This window comes from Acinetobacter sp. GXMZU3951, from assembly GCF_054457875.1.
This window is the reverse complement of sequence record NZ_JBTLFO010000006.1, coordinates 70090-84025: the sequence shown is the minus strand read 5'-3', so window position 1 is coordinate 84025 and position 13936 is coordinate 70090. Positions and strand designations below refer to the sequence as shown.

At 46.8% G+C, this 13936-nt stretch carries 10 protein-coding genes; 8 read left to right on the top strand and 2 right to left on the bottom strand.

All coding sequences use genetic code 11. From position 1 onward, the window contains the following. Window positions 1-3684 (bottom strand): exodeoxyribonuclease V subunit gamma, encoded by a 3684-nt coding sequence (locus ACX17N_RS10650; protein WP_458892549.1) that lies wholly within the window; start codon window positions 3682-3684, stop codon window positions 1-3. Window positions 3685-3862: 178 nt separating this feature from the next. Between ACX17N_RS10650 and ACX17N_RS10645 the strand changes: the two genes are divergently transcribed. After that, window positions 3863-4369 (top strand): hypothetical protein, encoded by a 507-nt coding sequence (locus ACX17N_RS10645; RefSeq protein WP_458892548.1) that lies wholly within the window; start codon window positions 3863-3865, stop codon window positions 4367-4369. Window positions 4370-4417: 48 nt separating this feature from the next. Here ACX17N_RS10645 and pap read toward each other — a convergent pair whose 3' ends face one another. Further along, window positions 4418-5836, bottom strand: a complete 1419-nt coding sequence (gene pap, locus ACX17N_RS10640; RefSeq protein ID WP_458892547.1) for a polyphosphate:AMP phosphotransferase — start codon at window positions 5834-5836, stop codon at window positions 4418-4420. Between the two features lie 212 nt (window positions 5837-6048). Between pap and ACX17N_RS10635 the strand changes: the two genes are divergently transcribed. The 7 genes from ACX17N_RS10635 (at window position 6049) to ACX17N_RS10605 (ending at window position 13926) form a co-directional block, all read left to right on the top strand. Then, the gene (locus tag ACX17N_RS10635) at window positions 6049-6753 is read left to right on the top strand and encodes an FFLEELY motif protein (RefSeq protein ID WP_458892546.1); all 705 of its coding nucleotides are present in this window, start codon (window positions 6049-6051) and stop codon (window positions 6751-6753) included. Between the two features lie 167 nt (window positions 6754-6920). Continuing rightward, entirely contained in the window at window positions 6921-7865 is a 945-nt protein-coding gene (ubiE, locus tag ACX17N_RS10630) for a bifunctional demethylmenaquinone methyltransferase/2-methoxy-6-polyprenyl-1,4-benzoquinol methylase UbiE (protein ID WP_458892545.1), read from the top strand. Between the two features lie 20 nt (window positions 7866-7885). After that, window positions 7886-8554 (top strand): ubiquinone biosynthesis accessory factor UbiJ, encoded by a 669-nt coding sequence (locus ACX17N_RS10625; protein WP_458892544.1) that lies wholly within the window; start codon window positions 7886-7888, stop codon window positions 8552-8554. A gap of 18 nt (window positions 8555-8572) precedes the next feature. Continuing rightward, entirely contained in the window at window positions 8573-10192 is a 1620-nt protein-coding gene (locus ACX17N_RS10620; RefSeq protein WP_458892543.1) for an ABC1 kinase family protein, read from the top strand. Between the two features lie 170 nt (window positions 10193-10362). Continuing rightward, window positions 10363-11445 (top strand): patatin-like phospholipase family protein, encoded by a 1083-nt coding sequence (locus tag ACX17N_RS10615; protein ID WP_458892542.1) that lies wholly within the window; start codon window positions 10363-10365, stop codon window positions 11443-11445. Window positions 11446-11620: 175 nt separating this feature from the next. Then, the gene (gene hisIE / locus ACX17N_RS10610) at window positions 11621-12406 is read left to right on the top strand and encodes a bifunctional phosphoribosyl-AMP cyclohydrolase/phosphoribosyl-ATP diphosphatase HisIE (RefSeq protein WP_458892541.1); all 786 of its coding nucleotides are present in this window, start codon (window positions 11621-11623) and stop codon (window positions 12404-12406) included. A gap of 14 nt (window positions 12407-12420) precedes the next feature. Next, window positions 12421-13926, top strand: a complete 1506-nt coding sequence (locus ACX17N_RS10605) for a UvrD-helicase domain-containing protein (protein ID WP_458892540.1) — start codon at window positions 12421-12423, stop codon at window positions 13924-13926. Window positions 13927-13936 lie beyond the last annotated feature (10 nt).

The window sequence follows — 13936 nt, the reverse complement described above, 5'->3', positions numbered from 1 at the left end:
TTATTCCTCAATCACCTGCTGATATTTAAAAATCGGCGCATACAAGCGCTCGGAAAAGCGCTGGCAGGCCTGAGCCAATAAGGCACTGGCATCTTGCTGCTGTAAAATAAATTGCCAATCACGATGATGCTGACTGGCTTCATTGTCGAGCACTGAAAACCCCGCAAAGCGACCATCATCTTGCCAAGCTTTCAGCAGGCTGTCCCAGTCTTTCAATTGCAATTTGCCCTGATCATCTGGCTCCCACTCATGGGTTTTGCCTTTTTCCGCCACCTGAAACAGCAAAGCTGCTGGTAAGACTACAGGTTCCGTCTGCGCTTGTTGCCACAACTCAAACCAAGCCGCTAACCATGCCTTGGCCTGATTGGATGAAACCCCTTGGCACAGGATGGTCTGATCGCTAAAGACCACTATCCGAGCCAAGTCCTGTCCAGCATCAGCTAAATTTTCATGCGCCAGCCAGAGTAAATACTCCAACCACAGCTGTACCCGACGTTTAGCACGTGCACTGGAGGCTTCTAAACTGACCCACTTCTGGGTGTGCTGTGCAGGCAGGGTAATTTGAAACTGCAGTGTGGGGGTCATGTTCCAAAGCTGCTGTGTCACCGCTGTGACGGCATCGGCATAGCGCGCAAGACGGGCGCGTAACTGCTGTTGCTCATTGATACTGACTTGCCAAGCCGCCTGCTGCATTTTTCCCACAGGTAGCTGATCTAATAACAATTCTGGCTGAAGATTTTGTCCCTGTTGTTGTAAAAAATGACGTACGGCATAGCGGCCCAGACCATCAAGCACCAGTGGCTCGACTTCATCGGGCAGATTTTCGGCCTTCAAATTTTCCACCCCAAGGGTTCTTAAATACAATCGTGCCGGGAAACAGACATCCTGAATCCACTGCTGACTTTGAATGCTTAGAAAATCACCAACTTCTGTCAAATACGGGGTATCCTGCCAAGCCTGACGCTGCCCTTGGGGTTGTACAATCTGCTGTGCCACCCGAAACCAATGATCCTGAAAACGCATCGGCTTGGTGTGTATAAATCCAGTCCAGTCAAAGGGTTGTAAGGGATGAATATGGTACAGCGAATGCAGTTGTGCAGGAATTTCCAAGCCCTGTACCTGAATGAGGCCTGCCTCTGCCGAACGTTGGGTAATAAATGCCAAATGCTGTACCAGTTCCTGCAAAGCAGTTGAAGGTTCGCGCACTTCCCCATCATTGACATCAAATCCATTGTAAAACAGCCACAGGCTTTGCTGCGCCAGCAGTAATCCATCTAAAAAAGCACCTTGATCATCTTCCAATCGAGAACGATCCCCCAGTTGGGGTTTAAGCAAATCCATCAGGTCAAAAGGTAAATGCTGGTTACGGCTAGGGAATTTACCACTGTCCAAATTCAGCATCACAATCAGCTGATAAGGAATTGGGCGAATTTGCCCCAACTGACTAAAGGTAATCTGTCCCGTCGGTTCAGCTTGATCCAGTTGTGCATCCAAAGTCGCCTGAATTTCATCTAGCACATAGGTTAATGGCAGAGTGAGCTGATCCAGACCATATTGATCCTGCCCTTCATAAAAGTTGGAGAGGGTCAGCATTCGCACCTGTTTTTTAATAATTTGCGCAACGCTGGCTAAAGCCTCGACCCCTGCTTGCTCAAACTCCGCCACTTCCTGTAGCAAGACTTTGAGCCAATGTTCGACTGGCTTCGGTTGTTCAGATTGCTCATGTTGCAGTAGCCAATCGCGTCGCGCGTCCAAGTCCTGATAAATCTGCAACAGCTTGGCAATCAATTCAAAATCGCTCGGCATGACTTCGGCAAAACTGAGTGTATCTGCAAACAGTGTATGTTCAGGAATCGCAATGCCCAAGGTCAATCGGTCTAAGGCAAACTTAAAACTAAAGCGATAGTCGGTATCGCCCTCCGTTAAGCTGAGTGCCAAATGCGGGGCATCCAGTCCTCGTTTAAAGCCAGCCTGCTGCAGAAGCTCCAGCATACGTTCTACGGCACTCATCTCTAGAGCATAGCATTGCTGAGTAGCCGCCAAACCCAGCCAGTCGGCAAAATCATCCAGACGGAAACGCCCTTGAACCAGTTGCATACGCCCCAGCACTGCCCGCCATGCATTAGTCGCATCCAGTTGGGTGACCCCTGCAATTTTCACTGGCAAATAGATCGTGTCTTGGCTTAAGCGCCCTGCTACGGCTGTGGCGGCTTCTGTTTCACGCTCACGTACTGGTGGCGCAAAAACACTGCGGATGAGCGGCTCTAATTCTTTCAGGTTTGGACTTAATACCAAAATATCACTCGGTCGACGTGGCTGCTGCTTGCTGCCCTGTGCTAACCATGCCGTCAGTTGATCTTTCAGTACTTCCAGTTGACGTAAACTGGAATGACAGACATGAATTTGAATGGACTCATCTTCGGCATCTAGGACATATTGATTGGCTTCAGGCTCAACCAAATACAGAATGTCCGATTGCAGCTTGCCCAATAGGCTGGCGGGATACTCATCCACAAAGACATCTGCCCAAACCCCATCTTCCCCCGAAGAAAGCCCTGAAAGCAACGAGAAGTGATCGCGGGCTGGCTTGCCAAAACGCGTTAATAACGGATGACGGGATTCACGCACTTCCGCATTGAAATGTAGGGTGAAATCCTGAAAGAACTGTTGAATTTCTGCATCGGTGGCCTGCGGATGCTTGGCAATAAAGCGTTCTTTGACCCTTAAGTCATAGCGTGCTTTCCAGTTCGGATCGACACTATCGGCCCAGTATTCCTGCGACGGGTTATAGTGCAGCAGATAAATATCAATGTACTGCCCCAAGCGCTGTAAAAACTGCAATTGACTCGGGGGCAAATCCAACAAGGTAAATACCACCAAGGGCTGCGGCAGCTTTTTCAGGGCTGCACTATTCGGCGCATCGACACTGCCCAAAGCCTGCCAGAAGGCAGCATCAATCTGCTGCATATCGAGAAAATCTTGATGAAACACCACCTGCCATAACCAGCGCTGCCAAGCTTCCAGCTCATGTGCCTGATTTAAAGTAAACGCCGAGATTTCATTATTGGTCTGAAAGAACATCTGCTCAATCGGCAAAGCCTGATTCTCCCCCCAACGCTGCAACCAGTTACTTGGGCAGGAACATTGATTGATTGGGCAGTTTTTTTGACAGTGCCCACGATATTCCATGTAGTGACTAAATAATCTGGACACCTGTTCGGCCACCCAGTACAACATACTTTGTTTTTTGAGTTGTTTTGCAAGGCCCTGTTGTAATTGGTCGGCACTGGCATAAATGCGTTGCACAATGGAATACAGCGGATGCTCGCTGCTTAAATTACACTGTTCCGGTTCGATATAACTGAGCAGCGCCTGATAAACCCGCCATTTAATAATAATGCGTGGAATATTGGCTTTACGTACTTGTTCTTTGTCTTGATCCAGTACCCATTGATAAGCCGTCCACTGAAATGCACGAATCCGGTGATGGAATTGGGTATTGGCACTAATGCCTTTTTGTTCAGCCAACTGCTGGGTTAACCACGCTTCGACTGCGGGTGAAGGCACAATAAAATGCTGGGTTTTTAAGACCTGTAGCGCATGTGCAGATTGTGATTTTACCGTTTTCAACATGGCCTGTAGCAAAACATCAATGCGTTGACTCTGAATCACATGAATGGCCATGAATAAATATTCTCCAACGATAAATAAATGAGGCTCTACAAAAGCATAAAGATTATTGACTATACTTAGTGTACTGTCTATGTCACGGTATAACAGTGCCGCGATTTAAAAAAGACTTTGAAAATCGTAGCTTAAAGATGCTTCAATATAAAAATGGATACAAGGTTTAAAGTACAGAATGAAAATAGACAATCTTCCCGACTCAATTGATGCCAACCTAAATCTAGAACAAGTGCGCGCTGAATGTCTCGAGCTGGTACAAAAACGTGCTTATGTATCAGCCGGTGCAGCCGTGATTCCTATGCCTTTTTTTGATGTTGTGATTGATGTTGGGATTTTGTCACAACTAATTCCTGAAATTAACGCGCGCTTTGGTCTTGCCCCCGAACAAATCAGCGTATTTGATTTAGAAACCAAACAAATCCACTGGCAGGAACTGCGTAAACGCGGCTTTGAGTTTTCTGGTTTGGTGGTGGCGCGAACGGCTGTAAAAAACTCCCTGCACAATATCGCCTCAAAAATGATTACCAAACAGGTCAGTAAATATATTCCCCTAGGTGGTCAACTGGTCGCGGCAAGCCTCGGCTATTTGGTCATGAAAAAAGTCGCCGAAGCCCATGTAGAGGACTGCTATAAGTTAGCCAAATCCATTCAACAAAAACAAAATTTACAAACTGCCGTCTAGCACCCGAGCTTTCGATGGCGTTATTGCCGCACTCCCCCTCAAAGCCATTTAATTGGCTTTGAGCTGTTTCAAAATACTTCTGAGTATGTCCAGTCTCGCCCCATATTTATCATCATTGGCCACAATGTACCAAGGCGCATGTTCGGTATTGGTTCGTTCAAACATATCGGCCGCAGCCTTTAAATAGTCATCCCATTTTTCACGATTGCGCCAATCTTCTGGGGTAATTTTGAAGCGTTTATGCGGGGTTTCTTCGCGCTCTTTAAAACGGGCATACTGTTCGTCTTTGCTAATCGACAACCAAATTTTCACCACCACCGTATTGCTATCGCTCAGGTCTTTTTCAAACCGGTTAATCTCATCATAGGCGCGCTGCCACTCAACTTCGCTGGCAAAGCCTTCCACCCGCTCAACCAGCACACGCCCATACCAAGTGCGGTCAAAAATGGTGATATTTTGATTGGGTAAAATCTTGCTCCAAAACCGCCACAAATACGGATGGCGCAATTCATATTTTTCTGGCGCGGCAATACTGTGAATATCATATTCACGTGGGTCTAAGCATTTGACAATCCGCTTAATCGCTCCACCTTTCCCCGCAGCATCCATCCCCTCTAAAGCAATAATCACATTACGCTCGCCAAAGCGTAAGGCATCGGCAACCTTGCGGGTAAGTCGATCAAGCTCAGTTTTGTATTCGGCTTTGTCAATTTTGAGCGTGGGTGGCTGTTCCAGTATGGCGGGAACCTCAGCCTGTTTCCATTTGTGCTGGGCCGATCGGACATGATCCGGACAATGCTGCATGGCTCTTAATACATGCAACGCAAACTGTTGATCGCGCAATTGCTCATCTTCACAATCAATAATCAGCCAGTCTTCGGTAAAACGCTGACGTAACTTTTGTAAACGGTCATACTGCTTTTTATTGCGCCAATTTAAACCATGCAATTTGTGCCAGTGCATTTCACTGGCATCCATATCATCAAGACGTCTTTGCAATGATTTCCACGACAAGTCAAACCAGATTTTAATCACATCCACATGGTTATTTTTGAGATCCTGCTCATAGGCACGCATGTTCTCCAGATATTCATCATAAAGGGTTTCGTCCAGAGGCTGCGACACATGCAGCGCAGTACTGAGCAGATCTCCATACCAGTTTCCAAACATCACCACGATTTGCCCTTCTGCTGGAATAAAGCGGGCATAGGGTTGCCAAAAAGTTTGTGTGTTATTAAACATAATCGGGGCATCCGCTTTTACCCGTAAATAACGCGGATCCATCCATTCGCGTAATTGCTTGACTGACTCGCCCTTACCCGCCAGCTCTATACCACTGACCAACACCAACAGGCTTTTCGCATTGGGCTGATCTTTCGTATCTTTTAAAGCGTATTGAGCATCAATTAAATCGAGTGACAGTTGGCTTTCATCTACCAAGGCTGGTTCTTGTGGTTGTTTTGCCATTTTTGTTTCGCCATAAAATAAAGGATATGATTTTGGTCTTTTAAAGCTGTGGTTTTATTTCAGTATAAAACAAGCAGAAGGCGCATTTTGACGAATCTTTGTATAATTTCATGACAAATTGGCTGATTTTCAGACCTTATTCGATCATTTTGTCATGGCGAGAACTTGCAACAAGCACTAAGATTTGCACAAGTTTCAAATTGAGATAGCCCATGTCTAAACTTGCCGTACTAGATGACTTATTAGCACAGTACGATCAATTGCAATATCACCACAATCCTGAGCTATTTCAACGCCTGCAAGATGTGCAAATGTGGCAGAAACAACGCATGCAACGTACTCATCAGCAGCACTTTGCGGTAAAGAGCCATCAATTGATGGCCGAATACTTTCTGAATCGCTTGTACGGCGGTTCCGATTTTGATGCTTTGGCCAAACAAATTGCACGTTTAATGAAGTATGCACATAAAGCCGAAAAGCTGATTCCAGAAAATGCCATTAAAACGGGTACCGCAGGGGTTGAGTTGGCCATTCTGGCGGTGCAGTTGGATGAACAGGTCGCAAGACAACTGTTAGCAGACTACGCGCCCAATACCCCACTGACCGATGAAATGATGCGTCTCAGCTATTTGAAACTGGATCAGGGGCAAGCACGCTTACATCAATTGGAATTGCTCGATCAGCTTGGCGCTAATCTGGATAAATACATGCGCTCATTTATGGTGTATACCGCCTTTAAAATGTGTAAAGGGGTCGCCTATAAACACCATTTCGAGGTGATGTATGAGTTTATGCAAGATGGCTTCTTGGCCATGAAACCACTCAAATCGGCAGAACAGTTTGTCAAAGCTTTTACTGCGATTGAGCGGCAAATTGTGGCTAATGTGCATGCAGGTGATCTACATCCTTTTCGGTAAAGGCTGCAGACTGAGCAAATAAAATCATCGATCAGCATACTGAGTCTGTGCTTTTTTCTGTATATTATTCATAACAATTGCATGATGATTACTGTACATCGGCTGAGAATCTGTCATCATGCTTGCACTGCAACATTAACCCTATTTTTATGTTAGGAGTGACTTGAATGTCTAATGAAAATCAAACGCCTACCCCTACACCTGAGTCGGCTCAACAAACAGACAAAGTCAGCCCATTCCTAAACAGCCCGCTCCCAGAAGGTGTTCCTCAAGGGCAGCAACAATCATTACAACAACAAATTACGGATACACCCGTCAATGGTACTGTACCGAAATATAACCTGCCGCGTGGTGCCAATACTGGCAATGTCGGTGCAACTACTCACTTCGGTTACCAAACGGTAAACAGTGAAGAAAAAGCTCAAAAAGTTGCGGAAGTCTTCCACTCGGTAGCCAGCAAATACGACATCATGAATGACCTGATGTCATTTGGTATTCACCGTTTATGGAAACGCTTTGCCATTAACATGTCGGGTGTGCGTCGTGGTCAACACGTATTAGACATTGCCGGTGGTACAGGTGACTTGGCTAAAGTCTTTAGCCGTGAAGTCGGTCCTACAGGTCATGTGGTACTTTCTGATATTAACGAATCGATGCTGAACGTGGGTCGTGACCGTTTAATGGATGCTGGTTGTACCAATGTCGACTTTGTCTTGGCAAATGCCGAAACTTTAGAACCTTTTGCCGACAACAGTTTTGATTTGCTCACCATCAGTTTTGGTTTACGTAACGTGACCGATAAAGATGCGGCACTGGCAGCCATGTACCGTGTGCTTAAGCCAGGTGGTCGCTTACTGGTCTTAGAGTTCTCTAAACCAGTGTTTGAGCCATTCTCAAAACTCTACGACCTGTATTCATTCACTGCACTGCCAATCATGGGCAAAATCATTGCCAATGATTCTGAAAGCTATAAATACCTCGCAGAATCAATTCGTATGCACCCAGACCAAAGAACCCTAAAAGGCATGATGGAACAGGCTGGCTTCCAGAACTGTGACTACCATAACCTGACTGGTGGCATCGTGGCTGTACACCGTGGTTTTAAACTCTAAACTAAGGTGAAGGTTAAGCTATGTGGTCGATTCTGGCACTTGGTGCAGTTGAACGCTTGATTCACCATGTGATTGATCTGGATGCGATTACCCGTATTCAGCTCAATCAGTTACAAGGCAAAATGTTACGTGTGGTGCTCGATGCACCGCAACTCTCTGTGGATGTGTTCTTTGATCAAGACAAAGTCCGTCTGGAACCGAGTGTGACCGGTCAGGCTGAGCGCCCGTCTATTTTTGAACAGCGCCCGTTTGACCCACAACACACCACAATGCCTGCAACTGCAACCTTGCATGTCTCCAATGTGGTCGAACTGCTCAAGCTGTTTTTGGCAGAAGATGTCGGCACCATTCCAGTACAGGGTGATTACCATTTACTGCAAGACATTCAACGTATTCTGCAACAGGCCGAACCTGATTTAGCAGCGCATCTCAGCCCGTGGATTGGACCCGCCTTGGCACATGAGCTGGGTAAAATTCAGCTTGCGCCCAAACACCTCAAACGCTCTTTACAGAGCCATTTATTCTTTGCCGAAGATGCCCTCAAAGAAGATTCAGGTCTGTTTGCTGCGCGTTGGCAAATGGATGACCTGCAACAAGACACCCGTCTTTTGAATCAGAACCTTGACCGTGCAGAAGCCAAAATTCAGCAGCTGCAACGTCAAATTGATGCCCTTCCAGACTCTCTTTAAACTTAGGTAAGACACTTTATGATTCCGCATGTTTCACGTTTACTCGAACTTTGGCGCATCGCTGCGCACTATAGACTCGACACGTTGTTTCCTGCGGAAGAACTACCTGAGAAAGCGCGTCATGCTTTGGCAATTATTCGCATGCACCCTGCGGCATGGTCGAGTAAAGAACGTAAAAACCCGCTGAAACTCAAGCAAGCGCTTGAAGATATGGGGCCATTGGCGATTAAGCTGGGGCAGTTACTCTCGACCCGTCGTGACTTGATTCCACCTGAAGTGCTGGCACAACTGGTGTTATTGCAAGACCGCGTCAAGCCCTTTGGCTCCGATGTTGCCAAAAGCCGTATTCAGCAATCGCTCAAAGCCGATGTGAATACCTTATTCAGCCGCTTTGATGAGCAACCGCTTGCCGCTGCATCGATTGCGCAAGTGCATACCGCAGCCTTGCACGATGGCCGTGAAGTGGTGGTCAAAGTCACTCGTCCCGACATTCGCAGCCAAATTCTGCAAGACTTTGAAATTCTGGAATGGCTCGGAGCTACCCTAGAAAAACGCCTCGAAGCGGCACGTGCGCTACACCTGTCCGAAATTATTCAGGATTACCGCCAAATTATCCTGAATGAGTTAGATCTGACTTTAGAAGCAGACAACACGCGTCGCATGCGCCATTACTTTACCGGTTCAAGCATGATGTACGTGCCTGAAGTGTATATGGATAGCAAAGAAGTCATGGTGGCGGAACGCATCACCGGTGTGCCGATTTCTGACACAGCGACCTTTGACCGCATGGGCATGGATCGTAAAGATTTGGCCGAAAAAGGCTTAACCATCTTTTTTACCCAAGTATTCCGCGACAACTTCTTCCATGCGGACATGCATCCGGGCAATGTATTTGTCGAAACCATCAATCCAAGCAATCCACGCTTTATTGCACTGGACTGCGCGATTATGGGCGAGCTGTCTAAACACGACCAAATGACCGTAGCGCGTATGTTACTGGCCGTGATGAACAGTGACTTTATGCAACTGATTCAGATTGTGCATCAGGCGGGCTGGATTCCGCCGGGCACCGATCAAGATGCGCTCGCGCGTGAAATGCGCCGCACGGTCGGACCGATGGTCTCGAAACCAATGCATGAACTCGACTTTGCTGGCATCCTGATTCAAGTCATGGATATTGCACGTCGTTTCCATTTAGAAATTCCACCACAGCTGATGCTGCTGCTAAAAACTTTGGTGCATGTCGAAGGCTTAGGGACAGATCTTTACCCTGAATTGGACATTTGGAGCTTGGCAAAACCCATCCTGACGGATTGGATCAAAGCTCAGATGAACCCGCAGAAAAACCTGAAAGAGCTTGGACAAAAAATTCCGGATTTGCTGTTAGGTGCACAGGATTTTCCAACTCTGTTGGTGGATAGCTTAAATGGCTTAAAAAATCAGTCAGCTTGGAATGCCAAACAGCTGAATGAACTGCAAAGCTTGCGCCTGCAAATGGAACATCAGCAAAAACGCAGTTGGATTTTCGGTAGCCTGATGGCGATTTTCCTGTCGATTGCGATTATTGCCCCGTGGTACATCTCGATAATTCTGATTGTCTGTGCCAGCCTATTGTCGGTTTGGCGTCTGTTTAAATAATTTTAACGATACATACTGCTGTGGATAGCCCAAGAGTTATCCACAGCCTTGTGCATTTTTAGCCCAATTCCTTAAAATGACTCTAAAGTCACCTAAAGTTTTTCCACGCCATTGAGCCCGCAAGCAGAACTTTTAAACTAAGTGCACATTTGTATATTTATAATTGCACTATGATTCAAATTCTTGAAAAGCGCTCTCCCGCCTTGAACATTCGTGCTGGTCATCTCGCTCGCGAACTCATTCAACAACAAGGTTTTCACGCCCAACAGGTCGATATTATACCGGGTGCTGCTGGTGGCCCCAAAGGCATCGGTTTAACTGGACTCGATCAAGCGATATTTGGAGATTTTCTACCTCAAGCCAAACAACGCCGCTTTTTAATCGGTTCATCTGTAGGTGCATGGCGCTTTGCAGGAGTTTTGGCACAGGGTGAAAAGCTAGGTCCCGAACAATTGGCTGAGCTGTATATTCACCTGCCTTTTCATAAAAAAATGAACATTGCCGAAATCGAAAAAATATCACGCGACATGCTCGCGGGAATTTTAAATCAGCAGACCCATAAATTAGTCGAGCATCCCGATTATCACTTGACCATTATTGCTGCCAAAGCTGCACACCTATTTCAGAGTGATCAACGCCTTGCCCTCTATGGTTCTTTACTCGGCATTATTGGCAGCAATGCCATTTCCCGTCAGCATTTAAAGCATTTCATGCAACGCGTAATTTGCCAGCCGCACGATTTCCCGCAATTCAAAATCAAAGACGATAGTTTTACCACGCATTATCTTAACTTCAACTCAGACAATGTGGCTGACTGGCTGATGGCTTCAGGCTCTATTCCGGGGGTAACTCCTGCGGTGAAAAATATCCATGATGCACCGCAAGGAGCCTATCGGGATGGCGGCTTGATTGACTATCACATTGATCTGCCCTTTGAAAGTCAAGGCATCGTGCTCTATCCACATTTTACCGACAGCATTACCCCTGGCTGGTTCGACAAGATGTTTAAATCGCGGAAATCTAATCCTGAAAATCAAGCCCGCACCTTGCTCATTTCGCCCTCGCAGGACTATCTGGCCAGTTTACCCCTAGGCCGTTTACCCGACCGTAAAGATTTCGTGCTGAAAGGCATGGAGCCACAACGTCGTATCCAGCTCTGGAAACAATGTGTCGCGGAAAGCCAACGTCTGGGGGATGAGTTTTTAGAGTTGGTTGAAAAGCAGCGCTTTGCCGAAGTCATGCAACCCCTTTAACTCGCTCAATGGTCTATGGCTCTGCCCAACGCACTTGTGGGTCGAGCCGTAACGGCTGGCTAAATTGATGAAAGATAATTAACACAAATCCAGCCCGATCACCTACACTATAGCCTGCTGCTTTTCACAGCAATTTAAATATTCTTTTAGCTCAACTGATTTTGGTGAAGTCCCTATGAACAATGCGCTCTGGCTCGATGAAGTAAAATTTAACGATCAAGGTTTAGTCCCTGCCATTGCTCAGCATCATCAAACAGGACGAGTGCTGATGGTCGCATGGATGAACCGTGAAGCGTTGGCACTCACTGCCGAAAAAAATCAGGCGGTGTATTTTTCCCGTTCACGCAATAAACTCTGGCATAAAGGTGAAGAATCTGGGCACTTTCAAACTGTGCATGAAATTCGCTTAGACTGCGATGCCGATGTGATTGTGCTGCAAATTGAACAACATGGTGGTATCGCCTGCCACACGGGTCGTGAGTCTTGTTTCTACCGTAAACTCACCCCGCAAGGCTGGGAAATTGTCGATGCTCAACTCAAAGATCCAAGCCAGATTTATGCCAATCAAAAATCGACCAATCCGCATACCCTCGCCATGAATGCTTCTAAGGCACAGTCTGAGCAAGTCGAAGTGCTGTCTTACCTCGGCCAGATGATGGCCGAGCGTAAAGCCGCAGATCCAGACTCTTCTTATGTGGCCAAACTGTATCACAAGGGTTTAAATAAAATTCTTGAGAAAGTTGGTGAAGAAAGTGTTGAAAGCATTCTCGCGGCCAAAGAATTCCAGCTCGCAGCCAATGAAGACAATAAAAACGATCTAATCTATGAAGTGGCAGATCTCTGGTTCCATACCATTGTGATGCTGGGTCACTTCGATTTAGACCCGCAATTGGTCTTGAATGAATTAGCACGTCGCCAAGGGCTGTCTGGCTTGATCGAAAAAGCCAACCGTAGCCACTAAAGTAGACTTTGCCTGTGTCAAACACCTCAAAAAAACCGAGCGCCACCTATGAGCAGGCCACTGCCATTGATAACGCTCGTCTGGGGCAATCCTTTAAGGTGATTGCCTATGCAGGCACAGGGAAAACCACGACGCTGCAAATGATCAGTGATGCCATGCCGCAACGACGTGGCATGTATCTCGCGTTTAACAAAGCCATCGCCAGTGAGGCCCAGCAAAAGTTCCATGCCAATGTGGATTGCCGTACCTTCCACTCCTTGGCTTTTCGCAGTGTTCCACGTGGAATCACCGACAAACTACGCCTGCCGCGTTTAAGTCCGAGTTTTATTGCCAAAGAATATCGCTTAGAGCCGATTACCTTAAGGCGCATGATGGGCGGGCGTTATGAAAAATACGTGCTGATGCCAAGCCGTCTGGCCAGTCTAGTTGCCAATGCAGTGAGTTACTTCTGCTCCACCAGTTCGCAATATCCTGCACCACGACATCTGCAAGCCCCAAACTGGTTGCATCCCGATGATATCGAGAGCCTGCAGAAACACCTTTATCCAGCGGTGGAACGACGCTGGTTAGAATCCATTGACCCGAATCATCAAGCCGGAATTGGGCATGACATTTATTTAAAACTTTGGGCACTGTCTGAACCGAATATTCCAGCCGATTATGTGCTGTTTGATGAAGCACAGGATGCTGATCCGTTAATGCTCGGTATTTTGTTGCGACAAAAAAGCACCCAAGTGATTTATGTTGGCGATGCGCATCAGCAGATTTATGCATGGCGCGGGGCGGTCAATGCCATGCAGCAGTTGCCACTGCCTGAATCGCGACTGACCACGTCGTTTCGCTTTGGCGAAAGTATTGCCCAGAATGCCAATGCCATCTTGGGGGCATTAAATGAAAAAGTCCCGTTGCTGGGTAATCCACTACTGAATTCCAAAGTGGTAAATAAACCACATACCAAAATGCGGGATGCGATTTTATGCCGAACCAATGCCCGTGCCATGGAGCTTCTGCTTTCAGGCTTAGTGCATGGTGAAAAAGTCAGTCTACAAGCCGATCATGTCAAACTGAATCGTTTTGTGGATGCCGCCAGCATGCTGAAACAAGGTAAACGTGTGACGGATGTGCCCGAACTGGCATGGTTCAATTCTTGGCATGATGTGCATGAATATTGCGAAACCAACGAAGGCAGTGACATCAAACCTTTGGTGAAACTGGTGGATGATCATGGCACCGATCCGCTCAAACGGGCGTTAGCCAAAATCACACCGATCGATCAGGCTGACTATATTATTTCTACGGCGCACAAAGCCAAAGGGCTAGAATGGGATCGCGTGCATATCGAAGATGACTACCAGTTTAAAGTCAATGAGCACGACCATAAAATTAGTGACGAAGAGTTAAGATTACTGTATGTCGCCTGCACTCGTGCTAAAGTAAGTCTAAATATTCATCATATTTACGACTTGATGCAACAATTAAAAAATAGGATGCCTATCTCGTTGCGCCAAGCTGTAGGCTAGTCGTTTGACG

Excerpts from the sequence above, each read along its gene's own strand:
- ACX17N_RS10650 (WP_458892549.1), bottom strand. The coding sequence starts at position 3,684 with ATGGCCATTCATGTGATTCAGAGTCAACGCATTGATGTTTTGCTACAG.
- ACX17N_RS10645 (WP_458892548.1), top strand. The coding sequence starts at position 3,863 with ATGAAAATAGACAATCTTCCCGACTCAATTGATGCCAACCTAAATCTA.
- pap (WP_458892547.1), bottom strand. The coding sequence starts at position 5,836 with ATGGCAAAACAACCACAAGAACCAGCCTTGGTAGATGAAAGCCAACTG.
- ACX17N_RS10635 (WP_458892546.1), top strand. The coding sequence starts at position 6,049 with ATGTCTAAACTTGCCGTACTAGATGACTTATTAGCACAGTACGATCAA.
- ubiE (WP_458892545.1), top strand. The coding sequence starts at position 6,921 with ATGTCTAATGAAAATCAAACGCCTACCCCTACACCTGAGTCGGCTCAA.
- ACX17N_RS10625 (WP_458892544.1), top strand. The coding sequence starts at position 7,886 with ATGTGGTCGATTCTGGCACTTGGTGCAGTTGAACGCTTGATTCACCAT.
- ACX17N_RS10620 (WP_458892543.1), top strand. The coding sequence starts at position 8,573 with ATGATTCCGCATGTTTCACGTTTACTCGAACTTTGGCGCATCGCTGCG.
- ACX17N_RS10615 (WP_458892542.1), top strand. The coding sequence starts at position 10,363 with ATGATTCAAATTCTTGAAAAGCGCTCTCCCGCCTTGAACATTCGTGCT.
- hisIE (WP_458892541.1), top strand. The coding sequence starts at position 11,621 with ATGAACAATGCGCTCTGGCTCGATGAAGTAAAATTTAACGATCAAGGT.